Genomic DNA, 22,022 nt, shown 5'->3' with positions numbered 1-22,022 from the left:
TCAGGCGAAGTCGAGGACCTGCTCGGCCTCGAGGCGCGGCAGCCGCGGGTGCCAGGCGTCCGGGCCGGGGTGGCCCAGGTTGACCACCAGCAACGCGCGGTGCCGGCCGCCGGGGAAGAACTCCTCGGTGACGGCGTCGGCGTCGAAGCCGGCCATCGGGCCGGTCGCGAGACCGTGGGCGCGGGCCGCGAGCAGGAGGTAGCCGATCTGCAGCGACGCGTTGAACCGGGCCATCGGCTCGCGGCCCTCGCGACCCTGGGACTCCAGGCCCTCGCGGAAGCCGGGCTTGACCGGGAACGTGGTGTCCGAGTGCTCGTGGAAGTCCAGGTCTGCGGCCAGGATCGCGACGACCGGGGCGGCCTGGGACTTGGCCCGGTTGCCCTCGGCGAGCAGCGGCACCAGACGGGCCTTGCCCTCGTCGCTGCGGACGAACGTCACGCGCAGCGGCTGGGTGTTGGCCGCGGTCGGCGGCCACTGCGCCAGGTCCCACACCGCACGGAGCGTCTCGTCGCTGACGGGCTCGTCGGTGAAGGTGTTGGCGGTGCGGGCCTCGGTGAACAGCGCGGCGCGGCCGGCCTCGTCGAGACGGGGCAGGAGCACCGGGGAAGCGGTCTCAGCAGTCACGAAACGTAGAGCGTTCAACGACTTCGCCCGCATTCCCCGTTGCGCCGTGACACGAGTCACGTGCCGCGGTCACCCGGTGGCGTGGACGCCCCAGCGCAGCACCTGCGTCTCGCCAGGGACCAGCTCGATCAGGTCGGTGCCCGAGTTCAGCGCGTCCGGCGGGCAGGTCATCGGCTCGACCGCGATCGCCCGCGACGGCGTGACGACCCCGTCCGGGCCCTGGCGCGGGAAGTCCGACGGGGTGAAGACCTGCACCCAGCCGAACGCCGCGTCGGCCCACAGCTCGGTGCCCCCGCCGTCGCGGGCCCCGACGCGGTGCCGGACCCGGCCGTCGGCTCCGCCGTCCGGGCCGTCGCCGGGCGTGCAGCCGCCGAACGCGCCGTCCAGGACGAGGCCGGCGAGCTTGGTGCGGGAGATCGGGGCGGGCAGCGGCGCCGGCGGGCCGTCGGGCAGCTGCTCGCGCAGCGGCAGCTCGGTCCGCGCGGACAGGGTGAGCTCCAGCTCGTCGGTCGGGACGTCACCGACCCGCAGGTACGGGTGGAACCCCAGGCCGAACGGGACGGTCGCGTCCCCGAGGTTCTCCACCTCGGTGGTGACGGTGAGCCCGTCGCGGCCGACGGCGTAGGTCACCGTGAGCCGTACCGGCTGCGGCCAGCCGGGCTGCACCGGCGCGACGGCGGTCAGGGTGATCCGGTCGCCCGCCCGCTCCACCGGTGTCCACGGCACGTGCCGCAGCAGGCCGTGGATGGCGTTGCCGGCGTCGGGCTCGGTCAGCGCGAGCCGGTGACGGGTCCCGCGGTGGGTCCAGACACCGCCGCGGACCCGGTTCGGCCAGGGCGCGAGCACCGCCCCGGAGCCCTTCGGCGGGCGTGCCGTGGGCGGGTGCGGCTCGGTCCGGACCCGGCCGCCCTGGGGGAACCCGGCCAGCGCCGCCCCGACCTCGTCGACCTCGGCCCGGGAGTCGCCGCTCACGATCACGAACCGTTCACCGCACGCGTCCACGTCGGTGAGTCTCCGTGATCGCTCCGCTCAGCCGGCCAGCGGGGTCGCGCGGGCGGTGTCGGGGTCGCCGCCGACCTCGACCAGGGCGGGCGGCCCCAGCTCGGCCACGGTGAACGCGACACCCGCGTCCCGGGCGAGGCCGACGACGTGCTCGTGGTGGGTGAACAGCAGCACCTGCGCGGTGGCGGCCAGCTCCCCCAGCACGGCGACGGCGGCGGCGCCGCGCTCGTCGTCGAAGGTCATGAGGACGTCGTCGAACACGACCGGCACCGTCGGCAGCCCGGCGGCGACCCGGTCGGCCTGCAGCTGCTCGATCCCGGCCAGGCGCAGCGCGAGGTGCACCTGGTCGGCGGTGCCCTCCGAGAGCCGGGTCGGCGCGAGCTCCTCGCCGTCGGCCCGCACCGCGACCAGGCTGCGTCCGGTGCCGCCCGCCTCGGCCGGGGGCCGCAGCGCGACGAACCGGCCGCCGGTGAGGCGTTCGAGCACCACCCCGGCGCGGACCAGCAGCGGGGAGGCGTGGCTGCGTTCGTAGGCCTCCAGCTCGCGGCGCAGGATCTCGCGCTGCAGGTGCAGCACCAGGTAGCGCTCCGCGGCGTCGGCGACGCCCGCCAGCTCGGACTGGGCGCGGGCGTGCAGCTCGGCGGCGCCCTCGGCCTCCTCCAGCTCGCGGCGCCGGGCCCGCAGCCCGCCCAGCTGCTCACGGACCTCGTCCTGCTCGGCCCCGAGCTCGCGCTCGTGGGCCTGCGCCCGGTCGAGCGCCTCGGTCAGCGCACCGGGCTCGGTGTCCGGGGCGGCGGTGACCAGCTCGTCCGCGTCGAGGTCGGGCGCCGCGGCGGCCAGCAGCCGCTCCTGCTCGGCGATGCGGGTGTCGAGCACGGCGACGTGCGCGCCGCGCTGCGCCGCGGCCTCCAGCCCACCCGGCTCCGGGGCCTCGGTCAGCGCCAGCTCGACGGCGAGCCGGTCCAGCACCGCGGTGGCCGCGGCCGCGCTGCGGGCGGCGCGGGTGGCGTCGTCCTCGGCGGCGGCGATGCCGTCGTCGAGGTGGCCCGCCGAGACCGCGGCCTTGGTGACCTCGCGGACCCGGTCGGCGAGCTCACCGAGCCGGTCCACGGCATCGGTACCGGTCGGCGCGGGCTCCAGGTGCCGCTCCACCAGCGCGACGACCGCCCGCCCGTGTACGGCGACGGCGCGCTCCAGGCGGCGGGCCTCCTCGTCGTCCTGGCGGGCGAGTGCCCCCGCGGTCCGGGCGTCGGCGACGGTGTCGCGGCGGGTGTCCCAGCCCGCGGGCTCCAGATCGGTGGGCAGTCCGGCGCCGCGCAGCGCGAACCGCCAGCGCTGGGCGGCCAGCTCGCGCTCGTGCCGGGCGGCATCGGCCGCTCCCCCGGCGCGTTCGGCCTCGCTGCGCAGCCGGGCCAGCAGCACCCGCCGGTCGCGGGCGTGCTCGGCCTCGGTGGCGAGGTCCGCGGCGGCGACGAGCAGCACGTCCAGCGGGGCGCCGTCGCGCGGGCGCCCGGCCGCGGCGAGCGCGGAAGCCAGCGCCCGCTCCTGCACCTCGGCCTGGTCGCGCAGCCGGGCGAGACGCTCGTCGGCGCGGGCGGCGTCGTCCTCGGCGCGGGCGGCCTCGGTCAGCGCGGCGACGACGGCGTCGGCGTCGTCCGGGTCCGGGACGGCGACGCCGTGCGCCCGCCACAGCGTCGCCCAGGCCGCGGCCGCGGCGGCGGTGCGCTCCGCGGCCGCGGTGGCGGCGGCCGCGGTGCGGGCGGCCTCGGCGTCGGCGGTGTCGAGCTCGGCGTCGCGGTGCGCCAGCTCGGCGACCCGGTCCGCGGAGGCGATCATGTCGTCGGCGACCCGGTCGGCCCCGGCGAGGGCGGCCGAGAGCCTGCCCGCGGCCGCGGCGGCGCCGTCCGGCCCGGCGGCGAGCAGCTCGTCCAGCGCGGCGTCGCGGGCGGCCCGGGCGGCGGCGAGCGCGTCCGCGCCGACCGGGCGGCCGTCGGCGGCCACCCCGTCGCGGGCGGCCCTTGCCCGGTGCGCGCGGTCCGCGGCGTCCGCGGCGGCCCGCTCGGCCCCCCGCTGGTCGGACTCCGCGGCGCGCAGTGCGGCCCGCAGCTCCCGGACCTCACGGCGCGGCGGGGCCAGCACGCCGGGACCGACCACCCCTGTGCCGTCCACCGCGGGGCCGTCCACCGCGGGGCCGTCCACCGCGGGGCCGTCCACCGTGGGGCCGTCGGGGGTGCCGCGGTACCCGGCCGCGACGAGCGCCTCGGCACGGCGGCCACGGGCGGCGTCGCGCTCGGCGACGGCGGCCCGGCACAGCGCGGCGGCCGAGCCCTCGGCCTCGATCGCGCGCCGGACCTCGGCGACCCGGCCGACCCGGTCGGCGTCGAGACCGCCCGGGACGTCGGCCACCTCGCGGACCTCGGCGAGCGCGTCGGCGTGCAGCCGCTCCGCCCTGGTCTGCTCGGCGATCGCCTCGGTGAGGCGTCGGGCGTGCTCGTCGAGATCACGGGCACGGTCGGCCGGCAGGTGGACGGCGGCGAGCCGGTCGGCGGGGCTGCGCCCGTCCTCGGCGACCAGTCCGGCCAGCGCGGTCTCGGCGCGACGGTGGGCCTCGGCGGCCTCGGCGCGCAGCCGGGCCGCCCGCTCGGCGTCGGCGCGCCGGGCCTGGGCGGCGGACTCCAGCTCGCGGACCCGGGTGGCGTCGGCGAGCAGGTCCTCGTCGAGGTCGAGCTCGGCGCGCCGGGCCCGCAGCGCGGCGGCGGTGGCGCGGTGCTCGTCGCGGGCGGTCTCGGCGTCGGCCAGCGCGGCGGTGGCGCGGGTGTACTCCTCCAGGGAGGCCGCATCCAGGGCGGCGCCGGTCGCACACAGCGCGGCGCGCTCGGCCCGCAGCGCGGCCAGCTCCCGGGCCGGCTCCTGGGCGCGGACGGCCTGCCGGGCCTTCTCCGCCGCCACCGCCGCCCCGCGACGGGTGCGGGTCAGCTCCGCGGCGCGGCGCTCCAGCCGGGCGATCTCCTCGGCCAGCGCCGTGACCTCACCGGCCCGCGAGACCCGCTCCTCCACGGCCTTCTCGGTCGCGGTGAACCGGGCGAACGCCGCCCGCACCTCGACCGACCGGTTGCCCCGGTGCTCCTTGAACAGGGCGTCGGCCTCGGTGTCCAGTGCGGCGATCAGGGCTCGGGCGTCGCGGCCGCTGCGCGCGGTGAACACCAGCTCGGCGAGGTCCCCCTCACCCGCGCACAGGGCCCGGCCGCCCTCGCGCAGGTCCTCGTGGCCGAGCCCGAAGCCCTCCCGCCAGCGGCGCCGGGCGTCGGCACCGGACTCGCCCCAGGGCGGGTCGGCGACGGCGCCGGTGTCGTCGTGCAGGCCGCGGGTGGTGCGGCGCAGCACGGTCTCCCCGTCGGCGCCGGTGACCCGGGCCGAGACGGCCAGCCGCGACGGGCCGACGGCGTAGGCGTGGCGCACCGGGCGGGGCATCCCCCACAGCAGGTCGGACAGGGCGTCGAGCAGGGTGGTCTTGCCCGCCTCGTTGGGGCCGGACACGATCGTCAGCCCCTCGCCGAGGGTCAGCTCACGGCCCTCGTAGGCGCCGTAGCGCTCCAGGACCAGGGTGCGCAGCCGGGCGGTCGGGCTCACGACCCGGCCATCCGGGCCAGCAGCTGCTGCTCGGCCTGGCGGGCGAGCGCGGCGAGTCGCTCGTCGTCGCGCAGGTCCAGCAGGCCCTCCTCGCGCAGCCGGCGGCCGACCTCGCGTTCCAGCGGGGCGGCGAGCTCGCGGATGCGGTCCGGCTCGGCGGCCAGGCCGGCCGCGGCCGCGGACACCGCCGCCGTCAGCTCCGGGTCGACGGCGAGCGCTCCGGCGGGCGGCCGGGTGCGGTTGCGGACCTTCTCCAGGACCGCTCCGCAGCGCTCGGCGAGCAGCTCCAGCTCGGTGCGGACCCCGTCCGCGGAGGTGAGGTCCGCGGCGGCCTGGCCCGCGCCGTACAGCGTGACCTGGGCGACGACGGTCCGCGGCGCGGCCACCACGCAGCGCTCGCGCAGCGCGACCTCGACGGCGTCGTAGACGTCGTCGGCGCCGCCCAGGCCGGTGATGTCGACCTCGACGAGCTCCCAGCGGGCGACGTCGAGGACGAGCGGGGTGACCGTCGCCGCTGCGCCGGGGGCCGCGTCGACGAGCAGGGCGCCCTTCGCACCGCGCTCCTGCGGGTGGCGGCCCTGCAGGTTCCCGGAGAACCAGGCCGGGTGCGGGCCCTCGCAGACCGCGCGCTGCTCGTGCACGTGGCCGAGGGCGAAGTACTCGTAGCCGCAGCCGGACAGGTCCTCGGGGCGGCAGGGGGCGTAGGTGTCGTGCCGGTCGTCGCCCTGCACCGAGGTGTGCAGCATGCCGACGTTGACCAGGCCGGGGATCCGGTCGGGGTAGGCGGGCACGAGGTTCTCCAGGACCGCGCGGCGGGCGAAGCCCTGGCCGTGCACGGCGAGGCCGAGGTCGTCGTCGACGACGGTCTCGGGGGCGTCCACCGAGAGCCGGCGGGTGGTCGGCGGGAGCCGCAGCGACCGGGTGATCTCGGACTCGGCGTCGTGGTTGCCGCTGATGAGGAACACCGGGATGCCCTCGTCGTGCAGCCGCGACAGCTGCCGGACGAAGAACGCGCCGGTCGCGTAGTCCTTCCAGTCGCCGTCGTAGACGTCGCCGGCCAGCACCAGCGCCTCGGCCCGGGAGTCGACGACCGCGTCGACGAGGTTCTCGCAGGCCCGCCGGGTCGCCGCGCGCAGCGTCGCGGCGAGCTCGGAGTCCCCGAGCCGCGACAGGCCGCGCAGCGGGCTGTCGAGGTGCAGGTCGGCGGCGTGCACGAAGCGCACGGAGGAACTCCCGGAGCGGTCGGGTACGGGGGAACCGCCGAGTCTAGGACGGGGCCCTCGCCTATCCCCGCCGCGACACCGCCCGCCCGGTCATCGATGACGGCGCCGCAGGTCAGGTGGGGCGCACCACACAGCGGCGCCGGTCACGTTCCGGTGTCCGGATGATGGCCGGTGGGTGGATCCTGGCCGTCCGATCCCGAGAGAGAGCCGCGAGGTCGAGCCCGATGATCCAGCTCTGCGAACGCTGCTTCGCCCCCGTCGACACCGCGACCGAGCGCGTCTACCGGTTGTCCCACATCGAGTCGGCCGACGCGGCGGGCGAGGTGACCTGGCGCGAGGCCGTCGTGCACGTCGAGGCGTGCGTCCCCGCGGGCACCGTGGTCCCGGCCGGTCGGTGGGCGGCGTGATCCGGGACGCGCTCTGCGATCGCTGCCTCAACCCGATCGACCCGACGGCCGAGCCGCTGCGGATGCGCACCCACGGCGGGACGGCGCCCGACGGCGGGCCCGTGCGCAGCTTCGTGCACGCCCTGCCCTGCGCGCGCCCGGACACCGGGGACTGGGACCACGGGCGTCGCGGTCTGTCCCCGGCGGCGGTGCAGCACGCGGCGGCCCGCGCCGACCACCGCTGAGCGGCCCTCAGCCGTCCGGGCGGGTCCGGTCCTCCTGCTGGGACTCGACGTCCCGGATCCGCCGGTAGTGGGCGTTGCGGGTGCGCAGCACCACGGTCGCGAGCAGCGCCGCGAGCAGCGAGCCGCCGAGCACACCGATCTTCACGTGGTCGTCCTGCGGGGTGCCGGTGCCGAAGGCCAGCTCACCCACGAGCAGCGACACGGTGAACCCGATCCCGGCGAGCTGCGCGAGGCCGAGCAGGTCCCACCAGGACAGGTCGTCGGACAGCTCGGCCCGGGTGCACCGCTGCACCAGCCACGTCGCGCCGAGCACGCCCACGGTCTTGCCGACCACCAGCCCCGCGACGACACCGAGGGTGACGGTGTCGGCCAGGGCGGCACCGATGCCCCCGCCCCCGCCCCCGCCGTCGCCGTTGCCGTTGCCGTTGCCGCCGACGACGGTGACCCCGGCGGCGAAGAAGGCGAACACCGGTACCGCGAACCCGGCCGACAGCGGGCGCCACCGGTGCTCGAAGTGCTCCGACAGCGACACCCCGTGCACCCGGCGCCGACCGAGGACCGGCACCACGAAGCCGAGCAGCACCCCGGCGACGGTGGCGTGCACCCCCGATGCGTGGACGAGCACCCAGGTCAGGGCGGCGAGCGGTAGCAGCACCCACCAGGACCGGACCCCGCGCTGCACCGCGAGGGTGAACAGCGCGAGCGGGACGAGCGCGCCGAGCAGCGCGGCCACCGACAGCCGGTCGGTGTAGAACACGGCGATCACGGTGATGGCCAGCAGGTCGTCGACGACGGCGAGGGTCAGCAGGAAGGTCCGCAACGCGGTCGGCAGGTGGGTCCCGATCACGGCGAGCACCGCGAGGGCGAAGGCGATGTCGGTGGCGGTCGGGATGGCCCAACCGACCAGGGCGTCGGGGTTCGCGAGGTTGATCGCGACGTAGATCAGGGCGGGCACCGCCATGCCGCCGACGGCCGCGGCGACCGGGAGCAGCGCCGTGCGCGGGTCACGCAGGTCCCCGGCCAGGAACTCGCGCTTGAGCTCCAGCCCGACGACGAAGAAGAAGACCGCCAGCAGCCCGTCGGCGGCCCAGGTCGCGAGCGACAGGTCCAGGTGCAGCGCGGCGGGGCCGACGGTGAACCCGGCCAGCGCGGTGTAGGCGTCGCGCCAGGGCGAGTTGGCGAACAGCAGCGCCGCCGCCGCCGCGCTCACGAGCAGGACACCGCCGACGGTCTCGGTGCGCAGCACGTCGGCGACCCGGCGGGCGCGCGGCCAGGACCCGCGGGGGAACAGGCGTCGGCGGGTGGGGGTGGTGGGCACGGGACCGGTGTTCACGGGGCTCCGGGGAGGTCGGGCGGGCAGCGGACAGCGCTCGCCGACCAGACTTCCCGGCACACCGGTACGGGATCCTAACGGCCGCCGGCGTCGGCGTCAGCCCGTTCGAGGCGCACACCACCGGCGGCCCGACGCCCCGGCGCGGCCCCCTCGTGCCGTCCCCGGGCGTCAGGATCGCGTCCGGATCCCACCCGCCCGTGCCGCAGCGGCGCCACCATGGCGCGGTGAGCGACATCGCCGGAGCGGCCCTGGTCCTCGGCTACGTGCTGCTGGCCGTGCTGGCGGCCCGGGCCGTGCTGCGTTCGCCGAACCGTCAGCCGAGCGCCGCGGCGGCCGCGGCGAGCCCGCGGATCCGGTCGAAGTCCCCCGCGGCGACGGCGTCGGCCGGGGTCAGCCAGGACCCCCCGACGCAGGAGACGGTGGGCAACGCGAGGTAGTCCGGCGCGGAGTCGACGGTGATCCCGCCGGTCGGGCAGAACCGCAGGTCCGGCAGCGGCCCGGCGACGGCCTTCAGGAACGGGCGCCCGCCCGCCGCCTCGGCCGGGAAGAACTTGCACGCGGTGTGTCCGCGCTCGGCGACGGCCATCATCTCCGAGATGGTCGCGGTGCCGGGGAGGAAGTCCAGTCCGGAGTCCTCCATCGCGTCGAGCAGCCGCGGCGTCGCGCCGGGGCTGACCAGGAAGCGGGCGCCCGCCTCGACCGAGGCGCGCACGTCGTCGGGGGTGCGGACGGTCCCGGTGCCGACGACGGCGTCGGGCACCTCGGCCGCGATCCGGCGGACGCCCTCGAGCGCGGCCGGGGTCCGCAGGGTCACCTCGATGACCGGCAGCCCGCCGTCGACCAGGGCGCGGGCGAGCGGGACGGCCGTCGCCGCGTCGTGCAGCACGACGACGGGGACGACGGGGGCCAGCTCCAGCAGCTTCTCGCTCACGGGCGGGGTCCTCTCGGTGGGGCAGGGCGGCTCAGTAGGGCAGGGCGACGGTCGCGCCGGCGTCGGCGGGTCCGACGGCGGCCCGGAACGCGCCGAACAGCTCGCGACCGGTGCCGGTCGTCGGACCGGAGGGGCGGGTGGGTCGGGCGGGCTCGCGGGCGTCGAACTCGTCGGCGTCGACCAGCAGGGACAGCGTGCCGTTCAGGGTGTCCAGACGTACCAGGTCGCCGTCGCGGACGCTGCGCAGCGGTCCGCCCTGTGCGGCCTCCGGGGTGACGTGCAGTGCGGCCGGGACCTTGCCCGAGGCGCCGGACATGCGGCCGTCGGTGACGATCGCGACCTGGTGGCCGCGGTCCTGCAGCAGCCCCAGCGCGGGGGTCAGCTTGTGCAGCTCGGGCATGCCGTTGGCACGCGGGCCCTGGTACCGGACGACGGCGACCAGGTCGCGCCCGTCGAGCTCGCCCGCGGCGAACGCGGCCAGCAGGTCGTCCTGGTCGTCGAAGACCACGGCCGGTGCCTCGACGACGCGGTGGTCGGGCTCGACGGCGGAGGTCTTGACCACCGACCGGCCGAGGTTGCCGTGCAGCACGCGCAGCCCGCCGTCCGGGGAGAACGGGTCGGCGACCGAGCGGAGCACCGACTTGTCCAGGCTCTCGGTGGTGCCCTCGCGCCACACCAGCGCCCCGGTGTCCCCGTCCAGGAAGGGTTCGCGGGTGTAGCGGCGCAGGCCGGGGCCGTCGACGGTGCGGACGTCGTCGTGGGCCAGACCGTGGTCGAGCAGCTCGCGGACCAGCAGAGCCGTGCCGCCCGCGGCGTGGAAGTGGTTCACGTCCGCCGAGCCGTTGGGGTAGATCCGGGCCAGCAGCGGCACGACCGCGGACAGGTCCGAGAAGTCGTCCCAGGTGATCTGCACGCCCGCGGCGGCGGCCATCGCGACCAGGTGCATCGTGTGGTTGGTGGAGCCACCGGTGGCCAGCAGCGCGACGATCCCGTTGACCACGGCCTTCTCGTCGACGACCGCGCCCATCGCCCGGTCCGAGTCCCCCGCGGCGGCGAGTGCGCGGCGGGCGACCTCGTCGGTCAGGGCGTCGCGCAGCGCGGTGCCGGGGTTGACGAACGACGACCCCGGCAGGTGCAGGCCCATGACCTCCATCAGGAGCTGGTTGGAGTTCGCGGTGCCGAAGAAGGTGCAGGTCCCGGGGCCGTGGTAGCTGGCCGACTCGGCCCGGAGCAGCTCGGCGCGGTCGGCCTCGCCCGCGGCGAACGCCTGTCGGACGCGGGCCTTGTCCTTGTTCGGCAGGCCGGAGGTCATCGGGCCGGCCGGGGCGAGCAGCACCGGCAGGTGGCCGAAGGACAGCGCCCCCATCACCAGGCCGGGGACGATCTTGTCGCAGACCCCGAGCAGGACGGCGGCGTCGAACATGTCGTGGCTCAGCGCGATCGCGGTGGACATCGCGATGACGTCGCGGGAGAACAGCGACAGCTCCATGCCCGCGCGGCCCTGGGTGATCCCGTCGCACATGGCGGGGACCCCACCGGCGACCTGGGCGACCCCGCCCGCCGCGCGGGCCGCGGCCTTGATCCGCGCCGGGTAGGTCTCGAACGGCTGGTGCGCCGAGAGCATGTCGTTGTAGGCGGTGACGATGCCGATGTTGCGGGCGGGCGACGCGGTGAGCGTCAGCTTGTCCGGGCCGCACGCGGCGACGGCGTGGGCGAGGTTGGCGCATCCGAGGTCGACGCGGCCGGGACCGGCTGCGGGCCCCGCGGCGGCGGCCGCACGGATGCGCTCGAGGTAGGCGGATCGGGTGGTGGCCGAGCGGGCGACGACCCGCCGGGTGACGGCGTCGACGACGGGGTGCAGCGGGACGGAAGCGGTCACGGTACGTCGATCTCCAGAGGGTGGGGGGCCTGGCGAACCGTTCGATAAGCACTCTATCGACTGACTTATGTACTCACAAGACGTTAGTGCGACTGCATCAGCGTTTCACCAGGTGGAAGCCCTGTGGTTCACTGGACGAATGCGAGGACGCACCCCGACCAGCGCGCCCGCCACGGCGGGCGAGATCTTCCGGCTGGTCCGGGACGGCGTGGCCGGGACCCGGACCGAGATCGGTCGCGAGACCGGCCTGTCCCGGACCGCGGTCGCCGCACGCGTCGACCGGCTGCTCGCCGACGGCCTGGTCACCGAGGTGGTCGGCGCCGCCGCGACCGGCGGGCGCCCCGCCGCGCGCCTGGAGTTCAACGCCGCCGGCGGCACCGTGCTGGCGCTGTCGGTCGGGGTCAGCCGGTCCAAGGCTGCCGTGTGCGACCTGTCCGGCACCGTGCTCGCCGAGGAGGTCGTGGACATCCCCGCCTCCGCCGGTCCGGAGCACCTGCTCTCCGAGGCGGTCATCCGGCTGGAGAAGCTGCTGCTCACCGCCGGTGTGGACGACGCGACGATCCGCGGCATCGGGTTGTCGATCCCGGGCACCGTGGACGGCGAGCGGGGCTGGTCGGTGGGTGTCCCCGCGCTGCCCGGCTGGGAGCGGATCGCGCTGCCGCCGCTGCTCACCGCGCGCTTCCCGGCCCCGGTGCTGGTCGACAACGACGTGAACGTCATGGCCCTGGCCGAGCACGACGCGCATCCCGACGTCGACGACCTGTTGATGGTCAAGATCGGGTCCGGGGTCGGTGCCGGGCTCGTCTGCGGCGGGGTGCTGCAGCGCGGCGCCTGGGGCGCGGCGGGCGAGATCGGGCACACCCCGGTCCACGACGGGCCGGGCATCGGCTGCGGCTGCGGGAACATCGACTGCCTGGAGGTGCTGGCCTCGGGCCGCGCCCTGGTGCGCGACCTCGCCGAGTGCGGGCAGCCGGTCACCGCGATCGCCGACGTCGTCGCGCTGGTCAAGCAGGGCGACCCGGACGCGGTGCGGCTGGTGCGCATCGCCGGGCGCCGGCTCGGCGAGGTCCTCGCCGCAGCGGTGAACCTGGTCAACCCCGCGCTGGTCGCGATCGGCGGGGACCTGGTCGGGGCGTTCGACCCGCTCGTCGCGGGCGTGCGGGAGGCGATCTACCGGCGCTCGATGGCCGCGGCCACCCAGAACCTGCGCATCGAGCCGGGCCTGCTCAGCGGGCGCTCCGGCGTGATGGGCTGCGCGATCCTGGTGCTCGACGAGGTGCTCTCCCCCGGCTCCGTCGACGCCGCCCTGTCGGCCTGAGCCGCTCAGCGGTGCGGCACGCGCAGCAGGTCGAACCGCATCGCGCGGGCCAGCGTGAACCCCATCGCTTCGTAGAGCCGGATCGCGCCGTGGTTGTCGGCGGCCGTGTGCAGCACGGGGCGCTCGCCGCGGGCGACGATCCCGGCTGCGACGGCGTCGACCAGGCGGCGGGCCAGACCGCGGCCCCGGTACTGCGGGTCGGTGCAGACCGCGCTGATCTCGGTCGCCCCGGCGGCACCCTCGCCGCCGAGGCGCATCCGCTCCCCCGCCATCGCGACCAGCCGGCCGTCGTGGCGGACGCCGAGGTAGCGGCCCAGCTCGGCGGTGCGCGCAAGCCACGGCCCCGGTCGGGTGCGCGCGGTGAGATCCGCCATCTCCGGCCGGTCCGCCGGGCCCAGCTCGACGACGTCGTCGGCGGCCGCGCCCGGCACCGCGGAGCCGTCCATCTGCACCCCGGGGATCGCACGGAGCAGCTCCCAGTCCGCCGGGACCCGGGGTGGCCCGTCGGCGGAGCGCACGACGACCACCTCCCCGCCCGGCCCGCACAGCGCCGCGAGGTCGGCCCAGTCACCGGCGCTGCCGTGGCCGTCCCGGTCGAGCGGGAGCGCCCCGAACGGCGACACCTCCGGGTCGAAGCGCACCGCGCCACCGCGGGTCGCGCCGAAGGCGCCGAGCCGCCCGCGCAGGGTGGAGGTCACCGGGTCGTTCAGGACGGACTCGAGGCGATCGGACACGTCGGGCACGGAGGTCATCGTGCCCCGGCTCCCCGGCCCCGCGGCGCGGGGGTCGGCTACCGTGCCCGCGCCCCGGACCGGCCACCGAGTCCGCCACAGGGTCCGCCACAAAGTCCGCCACCGAGCCCGCCAGCGATCACGCACCAGTACGACCGGAGCTGCCATGTCCATCGTCTCCGACGCCTTCACCACCCGTCACGGGGCCGCCCCGACCGGGGTCTGGTTCGCCCCCGGGCGGGTCAACCTGATCGGCGAGCACACCGACTACAACGACGGCTTCGTGCTGCCCTTCGCGCTGCCGCACCGGGCCGTCGTCGCCGCCGCGCCCGCGACCGGTGGCCGCAGCCGCGTCCGGTCGGTGCAGGAGCCCGGCGGAGCGGTGGAGTTCTCCGCGGCATCGGTGGTGCCGGGCCAGGTCCCGGGGTGGGCCGCCTACGTGGCCGGGACCTGCTGGGCGTTCCGCGAGGCCGGGTACCCGGTGGGCGAGGTCGAGCTGGAGCTGGACTCCGACGTGCCGGTCGGGGCCGGGCTGTCGTCGTCGGCCGCGGTGGAGTGCGCGGTCGGCGTCGCGCTCGCCGGACTCGCCGGGATCGACGTCGACCCCACGACGCTGGCCCGGATCGCGCGGTGCGCGGAGAACGAGTTCGTCGGCGCCCCCACCGGCGGGATGGACCAGATGGCCTCGATGCACGGCCGCGCAGGTCGGCTGGTGTTCCTCGACACCCGCGACGACACCGTCGAGCTCGTACCCTTCGACCTGCCGGCGCACGGCCTGGAGCTGCTGGTCGTCGACACCCGTGCGCCGCACGCACACGCCTCGGGCGAGTACGGCGCCCGGCGTGCCGACTGCGAGGCCGCGGCCGCGGCGCTCGGCGTCGCGGCCCTGCGCGACGCGGGCCCGGACGACCTGTCCCGCATCGCCGACGAGCGGATCCGCCGCCGGGCCCGGCACATCGTGACCGAGAACGACCGGGTCGTCGAGACCGTGCGCCTGCTCACCGGCGGCGCGGACCCGCGGGCGATCGGGCCGCTGCTCGATGCCTCGCACGCCTCGATGCGCGACGACTTCGAGATCACCGTCCCGCACGTCGACGTGGCGGTGGAGGCGGCCCGCGCCGGCGGCGCGACCGGCGCCCGGATGACCGGCGGCGGTTTCGGCGGCTGCGTGATCGCGCTGGTCGAGGCCGACGCCGCGGCCGCGGTCGCGGCGTCGGTGCGCGAGGCCTACGCACAGCGCGGCTGGACCGAGCCGGTCGTGTTCACCGGAACGCCGTCGGACGGGGCCGGCCGGCTGGCCTGACCGCACACCCCTTCCGCCTTTCGCGGGCGGAACGGAATCGGTACAGTACGGAAGTGCCCGTCATGCGGGCCCTGGCACCGCTCGACCCGCACCCGTTCGCTTACCGAGGAGACGGCTCGTGCCGCACCCCCTTCCCGTCATGGCCCCCGCCGACGTCGTCGTGTTCGGCGGCACCGGCGATCTCGCGATGCGCAAGCTGCTGCCCGCGCTCTACCTCCGCGACCGCGACGGCCAGCTCGCCGACGACACCCGCATCGTCGCCGTGTCCCGCTCCGGGCTCGACGACCCCGGCTACCGCGACAAGGTCGACTCCGAGCTGCGGCGCACCGCCCCGCGCTGGGCCGGCCCCGACGCCTGCGCCGACGACGCGCAGCACCGCCGCTTCCTGGACCGACTGCACCACGTGACCCTCGACGTCGCCGACGACGACTGGTCGCTGCTGTCGGACCTGATCGGGGCGCCCTCGCCGGGCCGCACCCGGGTGCTCTACCTCGCCTCCGCCCCGCAGCTGTTCGGCCGGATCTGCGTCGGCAGCGCGGCCGCCGGCATCGTCGACGAGCACACCCGCGTCGTGCTGGAGAAGCCGCTGGGCACCGACCTGGCGTCGGCGCAGGCGATCAACGACGAGGTCGGCTCGGTGTTCTCCGAGGAGCAGATCTACCGGATCGACCACTACCTCGGTAAGGAGACGGTGCAGAACCTGCTGGTCCTGCGCTTCGGCAACTCCCTGTTCGAGCCGCTCTGGAACGCCTCGCAGATCGACCACGTGCAGATCACCGTCGCCGAGTCGATCGGCGTCGGGAACCGCGCGGACTACTACGACGGTTCCGGCGCGCTGCGCGACATGGTGCAGAACCACCTGCTGCAGCTGCTGTGCCTGGTCGCGATGGAGCCGCCTGCCAAGATCGACGGCGAGGGCGTGCGCGACGAGAAGCTGAAGGTCCTGCAGTCGCTGCGGCCGCTCGACGGTCCGGACGTGGTGCGCGACACCGTGCGCGGGCAGTACGTCGAGGGGCTCGTCGACGGCACCGCGGTGCCCGGCTACGCCACCGAGCTGGCCGAGTCCCGCGCCGGGACCCCGCGGGAGCGGGAGCGCTCCTCCACCGAGACCTTCGTGGCGCTGCGCGCCGAGGTCGCCAACTGGCGCTGGGCCGGGGTGCCGTTCTACCTGCGCACCGGCAAGCGGCTCGCGACCCACGCGTCGGAGATCGTGGTGCAGTTCAAGCCGGTCCGGCACTCGATCTTCCCCGCGTTCGGCGAGGAGATCCCGGCCAACCGGCTCGTCCTGCGGCTGCAGCCCGACGAGGGGGTGCGGCTGCACATGACGGCCAAGCAGCCCGGCCCCGGCGGGATCCGCCCGATCCCGGCGCCGCTGGACCTGAGCTTCGCCCGCACCTTCGGCGACCGGCTGCCCGACGCCTACGAGCGGCTGCTCATGGACGTGCTGCGCGGCAACCCGACCCTGTTCATGCGCCGCGACGAGATCGAGGCCGCGTGGCGGTGGGCCGAGCCGATCCTGCGGACCTGGGAGGCGACCGACCAGCGGCCGCGCCCCTACAGCGCGGGCAGCCACGGCCCGGCCTCGGCCACCGCGCTGATCGAGCGCGACGGCCGGGCCTGGCACGAGGACTACTGAGCCGGGCTCAGCCGCCGATCCGCTGCACGGCGAACGTCGTGGCGGCGGTCCGGTCGCTCGCGTAGCGGTAGTGCCCCGCGCCGGTCGCCCCGCGCTGGCAGAAGTTGTCTGTGGCGTTGCAGTAGGAGCGGATCGAGGACGCGTAGGCCGACAGCGCGCCGCGCGAGCGGGCGAACACGCCGTTGCGGGCCGCGGAGTAGCTGCCGGTGTTGTAGCTCTCGCGGCCGTTGAACGTCGGGTCGCCGAAGAGCAGCACGGCCGGGATGCGGTCGGCGCCGGGTACGCCGCCCGCGGCCAGGGTGTCCCCGATGACCTGGGCGCCCTGCGAGTAGCCGATCAGGACGAACCGGGTGGACGGACACTGTGCGGAGGTCGCCGCCAGCCTGCTGCGCAGCGCGGACACCCCCTGGCGCACGCTGCTCGCGTAGTTGCCGAGCGAGGCCGGGTAGACCAGGTCGTGGGTCCGGACGGTCTGCGCGGACCGTGACTGGATCGACGACGCCTGCGGGCCCGCGATGCTGCCGCCGCCCTGGGCCTCGGTGCTGCCGCGTACGGCGATCGTCTCGATCTGCGGGCACCCGGTCGGCGGGGCGGGTGCCGCGCCCGCCGTGGGGGCGGCGACGACGCTCGCCAGCACGATGCCGACCGCGGCCGCGATCCCGGTGACGACGGTCCTGATCTGCACGGCTGCTTCCTCCCACCGCCCGACGCCGACCCTCCGATCGGGTGCGTCCAGTGGGCCACGTGCGCGTTCGATCGATGATCGTCGCGCGCCCGGATGCCACCGTCGGGCGGCGAACGGACGACGAGCGGTCGCCGCGTCGTCAGCTCCGGCAGCGGTCCGCGCTGTAGAGGTGCGAGTCCGGGAAGTGCCGGGCCGCGAGCGCCTCGCCGACGATGATCACGGCGGTGCGCTGGATGCCTGCCTCGTCGACGGCCTTGGGCATCTGCTCCAGGGTCCCCCGCAGCACGATCTCGTGTGCGCGCGACGCGTGCGCCACCACCGCGGCCGGGCAGTCGCCGCCGTAGGACGGGGCGAGCGCGTCGACGACCTCGGCGATGCGGTGCACGGCCAGGTGCAGCACGACGGTGCCGCCGGCGTTGCCCAGCTTGTCGAGACCCTCGTTCTCCGGCATCGGGGTCGCGCGCGCCGCGATCCGGGTGAGGGTGACCGTCTGGGCGACCGTGGGGACGGTGAGCTCGCGGCCCAGCGCCGCGGCCGCCGCCGCGTAGGCGGGGACGCCGGGGCACACGTCGTAGGGCACGCCGGCCGCCTCCAGCCGGCGCATCTGCTCGGCCATCGCGGAGAACACCGACGGGTCACCGGAGGCGAGCCGGGCGACGTCGAGCCCGTGCCGGTGCGCGCGCACCATCTCGTCCAGGATCTCGTCGAGCGTCATCAGCGCCGTGTCGACGGTGCGGGCCCCGGGCGGGCAGATCTCCAGCATCTGCGGCGGCACCAGGCTGCCCGCGTAGAGGCAGACCGGGGAGGCCGCGATCAGGTCGCGGGCCCGCAGGGTCAGCAGGTCGACGGCACCGGGTCCGGCCCCGATGAAGTGCACCGTCACGGTTCGGTCCTCACGAGGGGTTCCTCCAGCTCCACAGGGTCACAGGCATGGCGGGGCGCCATCCGTGGAAGCCGCCGACGGGGACGGCGCGGGCGACCTGCACCCGCACGAGGTCCCCGCCGTGCGCGGCGTGGGCGGCGGCCAGGGCCGCCTCGGTCTGCACCGTGACCGCGTTGGCGACCAGGCGACCGCCCGGGCCCAGCGCGGCCAGGCAGGCGTCGAGGACGCCATCGCGGGTCAGCCCGCCGCCGACGAACACGACGTCGGGGCGTTCCAGCCCGGCCAGCACGTCCGGCGCGGGGCCGGTCACCACCCGCAGGCCGGGGACGCCGAGGGCCGCGGCGTTGGCGGCGACCCGGTCGGCGCGCTCGGGACGGCTCTCGACGGCGATCGCGCGGCACCGCGGGTGCGCCCGCATCCACTCGATGCCGATCGAGCCGGACCCGGCGCCGACGTCCCACAGCAGCTCCCCCGCGCGGGGCGCGAGGTGGGCGAGGGTGACGGCGCGGACCTCGCGCTTGGTGAGCTGTCCGTCGTGGTCGTAGGCGTCGTCGGGGAGGCCGGGCGTCTCCCCCGGCGGGACCAGCCCGGCGTCGGGCACGCACTCGAGGGCGACGACGTTCAACGCGTCCGCCTCGCCCCGCCAGGCCGCGGCGGTGGCGGACACCCGGCGCTCGTCGGGCGCGCCGAGCCGTTCCAGGACCGTCATCCGCGACCCACCCCACCCGGCGCCGGCGAGCAGCCCGGCGATCTCGGTGGGCGACCCGGCTCCGGCCGAGAGCACGACCAGGCGGGCGCCCGGGGCCAGCGCCCGGCGCAGCGCGTCGAGCGGGCGGCCGACGACGCTGAGCACCGCGACGTGCTCCGAGCCCCAGCCCAGGCGGGCGCACGCCAGCGCCACCGACGACGGGTGGGTCAGCACTCGCAGCCGGTCCGGCCCGGCGACGCGGGCGAGCGTGGCGCCGATCCCGAAGAACATCGGGTCGCCGGAGGCGAGCACCGCGACGCGGCGGCCGGACAGCTCGTCGAGGATCCCGGGCAGCGCCGGGACCAGCGGCGACGGCCACGCCCGCCGCTCCCCGGCGACGTCGGCGGGCAGCAGGTCTAGCTGGCGGGGCCCGCCGAGCAGCATCTCGGCGTCGCGCAGGGCGTCGCGGTGGGTCTCCGGCAGCCCGGCCCACCCGTCGGCACCGACCCCGACGACGGTGAGCGGGTCACCCACCGGTCTTGTCCGTGACCCCGGCGGCGTCGAAGGTGGCGACGTCGGCCATCGCCCGCGCCGCGCCCTGCAGCACCGGCAGCGCGAGCAGCGCGCCGGTGCCCTCGCCGAGGCGCATGTCGAGCTCCAGCAGCGGCGCCAGGCCGAGATGGTCCAGGGCGAGCGCACCGCCCGGCTCGGCGGAGCGGTGCCCGCCCAGGCAGTAGCCGGTGACCTCCGGGGCGAACGCGGCGGCGACGAGCGCGGCGGAGCCGGCGATGATGCCGTCGAGCACCACGGGGGTGCGCAGCGCGGCGGCGCCCAGGACGAACCCGGCCAGTCCCGCGTGCTCCAGCCCGCCGACGGCGGCCAGCACCCCGAGCGGGTCGGCCGGATCGGGCCGGTGCCGCTCCAGGGCACGACGTACGACGTCGGTCTTGCGGGCCAGGGTCTCGTCGTCGACGCCGGTGCCGCGCCCGGTCGCGACGGCCGGGTCGGCCCCGGTGAAGGCACACACCAGCGCGGCCGCGGCGGTGGTGTTGGCGATGCCCATGTCCCCGGTGAGCAGGCAGCGGTTCCCGGCGGCGACCAGGTCTCGGGCGACCTCGATGCCGTGCTCCAGTGCCGCGCGGGCCTGCTCGCGGGTCATCGCGGGCCCGGCGGTCATGTCCGCGGTGCCGGACGCGACCTTGCGCGGGAGCAGCCCCGGGACGGCATCCAGCTCGGCGGCCACCCCGACGTCGACGACGAGCACCTCCGCCCCGAGCTGACGGGCGAACGCGTTCACCACGGCACCGCCCGCGGTGAAGTTCGCGACCATCTGCGCGGTGACCTCCTGCGGCCACGGGGTGACACCCTGGGCGTGGACGCCGTGGTCGCCGGCGAAGATCGCGACCGCGGCCGGGGACGGCACCGGCGGCACCTCGGCGCCGGCGATTCCGGCCAGCGCGACGGCGACGTCCTCCACCCGGCCGAGCGCGCCACGCGGCTTGGTCATGCGGTCGAGCCGGTCGCGGGCCGCGGCCCGGGCGGCGTCGTCGACCGGTGCGACGGCCTCCACGGTGGACTCCAGCAGCGCGGTGGGTGCGGCGCCGGGCAGCCCGCGGGCACCCCAGGTGTCCTGGTGCACCGCCCAGTCCAGCGGGCGGCGCCGGGCCCAGCCGTGCTGCTCCAGCTCGGGCCGGTCGGGGAAGGCGTCCACGTGGCCGACGCACAGGTAGGCGACGACCTCGACGTGTGCGGGCAGCCCGAGCAGCGCGCCGAGCTCGGTGAGCCCCTCGTCACCGAAGAACGACACCCAGCCGACGCCGAGGCCCTCGGCCCGGGCGGCCAGCCACAGGTTCTGCACCGCGAGCGCGGCGGAGTAGGGGCCCATCTCGGGCCGTTCGTGCCGGCCGAGGGTGTGGCGACCGCCGCGGGTGGCGTCGGCGGTCACGACGACGTTCAGCGGGGTCTCCCGGATCGCCTCCACCCGGATCGCGCGCAGCGCCTCGGCGCGGGCGGCGGGCAGCGACGCGGCGTAGCGGTCGCGCTGGGCGGAGACCAGGGCGTGCACGCGCTCGCGGACGGCCGCGTCGCGGACCAGCACGAAGTCCCAGGGCTGGGAGAACCCGACGCTCGGAGCGGCGTGCGCGGCCGCCAGGACGCGGGTGAGGACGTCGTCGTCGACCGGATCGGGCCGGAAGCCGGTACGGACGTCACGGCGGGAGTGCAGGACGTCGTAGAAGTCCGTCACGTCGGCATTCCTCCTGCGGTACACGGCACGGCGACGGATGAGACGACCACACGTCCGTCGAGGTGGTCAACTGTCCCGTCGGGTCGGTCGGGCACCTCACATGCGGGGTGGAGCATGCTCGACGACCGTGCTCTGCCCCTGCGGTACCGGCCGCCCCGAGGACACCTGCTGCGCCCCCGTGCTCGCCGGGCGCCCCGCCGCCACGGCGGAGGCCCTGATGCGCAGCCGCTACACCGCCTTCGTGCGGGGCGACCGCGCGTACCTGCTGGCGTCGTGGCACCCGTCGACGCGACCGCGGCGGCTGCGGCTGGAGCCGGGGTCGGTGTGGACGGGGCTGGAGATCGTCGCGCGTTCGGGCGGGACGATGTTCGAGACCGAGGGGACCGTCGAGTTCCGGGCCCACCGGACGGACGGGGTGCTGGCCGAGCGCAGCCGGTTCGTCCGGGAGGACGGGCGGTGGTTCTACGTCGACGGGGACGTCGGGTAGGCGCCGCCTCATCAGGGCCGCCTCATCAGAACTGGGGACTCCGTGCAACGCGCCGGACGCGACCGTCGACATGCCGTCCGAACGGACCAGTCGGGAACGGCCGGACAGCGGAGATCGGGAGACCATGAACGTGCAGCAGTGGGAGTCCATGTCGGAGCAGGACCGCCACGAGTGGGCCCGCTTCCGGGAGTGGCAGCACGCCCAGTCCCAGGTCACCCAGACCCCGGTCCCGCTGCCACGGGCTCCCTGGGCCGCTGCCGCGACGCCGGGCCATGTCCAGCTCGGGTCCCGGACCTCCCGCCGTCTCCTGGCGGCCGCCGCGGTCGCGGTCGTCCTGGCCCTCGCGACGGGGCTGCTGCTCGCCCTGGCGGACGCCTCGACCCGGAGCATCACCGGAGCCATGACGGTCGTGAACGGCACGAGTTCGCTCTACTCGAGCTCGTCCTACGGTTCCTGCCGCCTGTCGAGCGGCTACGACGACATCGTCGCCGGGACGGCGGTGACCGTCCGGGACTCCGCCGGCAGGATCGCCGGCGTCGGTGCGCTCGACAGCGGGACGGGCAGCAGCTACGGCTGCACCTTCTCCTTCGTCGTCGACGACGTACCGGCTTCGGACTTCTACACCGTGGAGGTCGGCCATCGCGGTGAGGTGACGTTCACCGACGCCGCCGTCCGGAACGGGGACATCCAGCTCTCCCTGGGATGATCCCTGGCCATCGAACGCCTCGGGCCCGACCCACCGTAGGCGCCCGACCCACCGTGAGCGGCCGGGCGTCGTCGCGGCTAGCGTGCC

19 protein-coding genes are annotated in these 22,022 nt (G+C 76.3%); 7 read left to right on the top strand and 12 right to left on the bottom strand.

Going from position 1 to position 22,022, the window contains the following annotated elements; translation table 11 throughout:
• The 4 genes from Ae717Ps2_RS12350 to Ae717Ps2_RS12335 all read right to left on the bottom strand — a co-directional run bounded on the left by Ae717Ps2_RS12350 (position 1) and on the right by Ae717Ps2_RS12335 (position 6,479).
• Positions 1-600, bottom strand: coding sequence for a malonic semialdehyde reductase (locus Ae717Ps2_RS12350; RefSeq protein WP_020622741.1), 600 nt, complete (start codon positions 598-600; stop codon positions 1-3).
• A gap of 93 nt (positions 601-693) precedes the next feature.
• Positions 694-1,596 carry an aldose 1-epimerase family protein gene (locus tag Ae717Ps2_RS12345; RefSeq protein WP_233147536.1) on the bottom strand — a complete coding sequence of 301 codons (903 nt, stop codon included), beginning with the start codon at positions 1,594-1,596 and terminating at the stop codon, positions 694-696.
• Positions 1,597-1,653: 57 nt separating this feature from the next.
• A complete protein-coding gene (locus Ae717Ps2_RS12340; RefSeq protein ID WP_075333399.1) occupies positions 1,654-5,256 on the bottom strand; it encodes an AAA family ATPase in 3,603 nt (1,200 codons plus the stop codon).
• Positions 5,253-6,479 carry a DNA repair exonuclease gene (locus Ae717Ps2_RS12335; RefSeq protein ID WP_075333398.1) on the bottom strand — a complete coding sequence of 409 codons (1,227 nt, stop codon included), beginning with the start codon at positions 6,477-6,479 and terminating at the stop codon, positions 5,253-5,255. Before Ae717Ps2_RS12335 ends, Ae717Ps2_RS12340 begins: the two co-directional genes overlap by 4 nt.
• 224 nt (positions 6,480-6,703) lie before the next feature.
• On the opposite strand from Ae717Ps2_RS12335, the gene Ae717Ps2_RS12330 reads away from it, so the two are divergent.
• Complete coding sequence (locus Ae717Ps2_RS12330) at positions 6,704-6,886, top strand: hypothetical protein (RefSeq protein WP_020627314.1); 183 nt, start codon at positions 6,704-6,706, stop codon at positions 6,884-6,886.
• On the top strand, positions 6,883-7,110 hold the full coding sequence (locus tag Ae717Ps2_RS12325) for a hypothetical protein (RefSeq protein ID WP_139318720.1): 228 nt from the start codon (positions 6,883-6,885) through the stop codon (positions 7,108-7,110). The genes Ae717Ps2_RS12330 and Ae717Ps2_RS12325 overlap by 4 nt, the downstream gene beginning before the upstream one ends.
• A 7-nt stretch (positions 7,111-7,117) precedes the next feature.
• Here the strand turns inward: Ae717Ps2_RS12325 and nhaA are convergent, their stop codons facing one another.
• From nhaA to edd, 3 genes are all read right to left on the bottom strand, one after another.
• The gene (gene nhaA / locus Ae717Ps2_RS12320) at positions 7,118-8,443 is read right to left on the bottom strand and encodes a Na+/H+ antiporter NhaA (protein WP_369804834.1); all 1,326 of its coding nucleotides are present in this window, start codon (positions 8,441-8,443) and stop codon (positions 7,118-7,120) included.
• Between the two features lie 313 nt (positions 8,444-8,756).
• Entirely contained in the window at positions 8,757-9,374 is a 618-nt protein-coding gene (gene eda, locus Ae717Ps2_RS12315; RefSeq protein ID WP_020627317.1) for a bifunctional 4-hydroxy-2-oxoglutarate aldolase/2-dehydro-3-deoxy-phosphogluconate aldolase, read from the bottom strand.
• 31 nt (positions 9,375-9,405) lie between these two features.
• Positions 9,406-11,253, bottom strand: a complete 1,848-nt coding sequence (gene edd, locus Ae717Ps2_RS12310) for a phosphogluconate dehydratase (RefSeq protein ID WP_075306519.1) — start codon at positions 11,251-11,253, stop codon at positions 9,406-9,408.
• 139 nt (positions 11,254-11,392) lie between these two features.
• Between edd and Ae717Ps2_RS12305 the strand changes: the two genes are divergently transcribed.
• Positions 11,393-12,571 carry an ROK family transcriptional regulator gene (locus Ae717Ps2_RS12305; RefSeq protein WP_075306521.1) on the top strand — a complete coding sequence of 393 codons (1,179 nt, stop codon included), beginning with the start codon at positions 11,393-11,395 and terminating at the stop codon, positions 12,569-12,571.
• A gap of 5 nt (positions 12,572-12,576) precedes the next feature.
• Here Ae717Ps2_RS12305 and Ae717Ps2_RS12300 read toward each other — a convergent pair whose 3' ends face one another.
• Complete coding sequence (locus Ae717Ps2_RS12300; protein WP_337819505.1) at positions 12,577-13,314, bottom strand: GNAT family N-acetyltransferase; 738 nt, start codon at positions 13,312-13,314, stop codon at positions 12,577-12,579.
• Between the two features lie 154 nt (positions 13,315-13,468).
• On the opposite strand from Ae717Ps2_RS12300, the gene galK reads away from it, so the two are divergent.
• Both galK and zwf read left to right on the top strand, forming a co-directional pair.
• Complete coding sequence (galK, locus tag Ae717Ps2_RS12295) at positions 13,469-14,605, top strand: galactokinase (RefSeq protein WP_075333397.1); 1,137 nt, start codon at positions 13,469-13,471, stop codon at positions 14,603-14,605.
• A gap of 118 nt (positions 14,606-14,723) precedes the next feature.
• Positions 14,724-16,241 carry a glucose-6-phosphate dehydrogenase gene (gene zwf, locus Ae717Ps2_RS12290; protein WP_198932174.1) on the top strand — a complete coding sequence of 506 codons (1,518 nt, stop codon included), beginning with the start codon at positions 14,724-14,726 and terminating at the stop codon, positions 16,239-16,241.
• A gap of 7 nt (positions 16,242-16,248) precedes the next feature.
• Here zwf and Ae717Ps2_RS12285 read toward each other — a convergent pair whose 3' ends face one another.
• The 4 genes from Ae717Ps2_RS12285 to cobT all read right to left on the bottom strand — a co-directional run bounded on the left by Ae717Ps2_RS12285 (position 16,249) and on the right by cobT (position 20,742).
• A complete protein-coding gene (locus Ae717Ps2_RS12285; protein ID WP_020627323.1) occupies positions 16,249-16,926 on the bottom strand; it encodes a cutinase family protein in 678 nt (225 codons plus the stop codon).
• Positions 16,927-17,065: 139 nt separating this feature from the next.
• Entirely contained in the window at positions 17,066-17,809 is a 744-nt protein-coding gene (gene cobM, locus Ae717Ps2_RS12280; protein WP_075306527.1) for a precorrin-4 C(11)-methyltransferase, read from the bottom strand.
• A gap of 10 nt (positions 17,810-17,819) precedes the next feature.
• Positions 17,820-19,031, bottom strand: a complete 1,212-nt coding sequence (gene cbiE / locus Ae717Ps2_RS12275) for a precorrin-6y C5,15-methyltransferase (decarboxylating) subunit CbiE (RefSeq protein WP_075306528.1) — start codon at positions 19,029-19,031, stop codon at positions 17,820-17,822.
• Complete coding sequence (gene cobT, locus Ae717Ps2_RS40330) at positions 19,024-20,742, bottom strand: nicotinate-nucleotide--dimethylbenzimidazole phosphoribosyltransferase (RefSeq protein WP_198932173.1); 1,719 nt, start codon at positions 20,740-20,742, stop codon at positions 19,024-19,026. The genes cbiE and cobT overlap by 8 nt, the downstream gene beginning before the upstream one ends.
• Before the next feature lie 100 nt (positions 20,743-20,842).
• Here cobT and Ae717Ps2_RS36095 point away from each other — a divergent pair, with 100 nt between their 5' ends.
• Together Ae717Ps2_RS36095 and Ae717Ps2_RS12260 are read left to right on the top strand one after the other, a co-directional pair.
• The gene (locus Ae717Ps2_RS36095; RefSeq protein WP_075306530.1) at positions 20,843-21,229 is read left to right on the top strand and encodes a YchJ family metal-binding protein; all 387 of its coding nucleotides are present in this window, start codon (positions 20,843-20,845) and stop codon (positions 21,227-21,229) included.
• Positions 21,230-21,353: 124 nt separating this feature from the next.
• Positions 21,354-21,935 carry a hypothetical protein gene (locus Ae717Ps2_RS12260; RefSeq protein ID WP_075333396.1) on the top strand — a complete coding sequence of 194 codons (582 nt, stop codon included), beginning with the start codon at positions 21,354-21,356 and terminating at the stop codon, positions 21,933-21,935.
• Positions 21,936-22,022: the final 87 nt, after the last annotated feature.

The sequence above is a fragment of the Pseudonocardia sp. Ae717_Ps2 genome (assembly GCF_001932475.1).
Taxonomy (GTDB): domain Bacteria; phylum Actinomycetota; class Actinomycetes; order Mycobacteriales; family Pseudonocardiaceae; genus Pseudonocardia.
This window is presented reverse-complemented; position numbering and strand designations above follow the sequence as displayed.

Bases quoted from the DNA above. Each gene is read 5' to 3' on its own strand.
- Ae717Ps2_RS12330 (WP_020627314.1), top strand. From the start codon at position 6,704: ATGATCCAGCTCTGCGAACGCTGCTTCGCCCCCGTCGACACCGCGACC.
- Ae717Ps2_RS12305 (WP_075306521.1), top strand. From the start codon at position 11,393: ATGCGAGGACGCACCCCGACCAGCGCGCCCGCCACGGCGGGCGAGATC.
- galK (WP_075333397.1), top strand. From the start codon at position 13,469: ATGTCCATCGTCTCCGACGCCTTCACCACCCGTCACGGGGCCGCCCCG.
- Ae717Ps2_RS36095 (WP_075306530.1), top strand. From the start codon at position 20,843: ATGCGGGGTGGAGCATGCTCGACGACCGTGCTCTGCCCCTGCGGTACC.
- Ae717Ps2_RS12260 (WP_075333396.1), top strand. From the start codon at position 21,354: ATGAACGTGCAGCAGTGGGAGTCCATGTCGGAGCAGGACCGCCACGAG.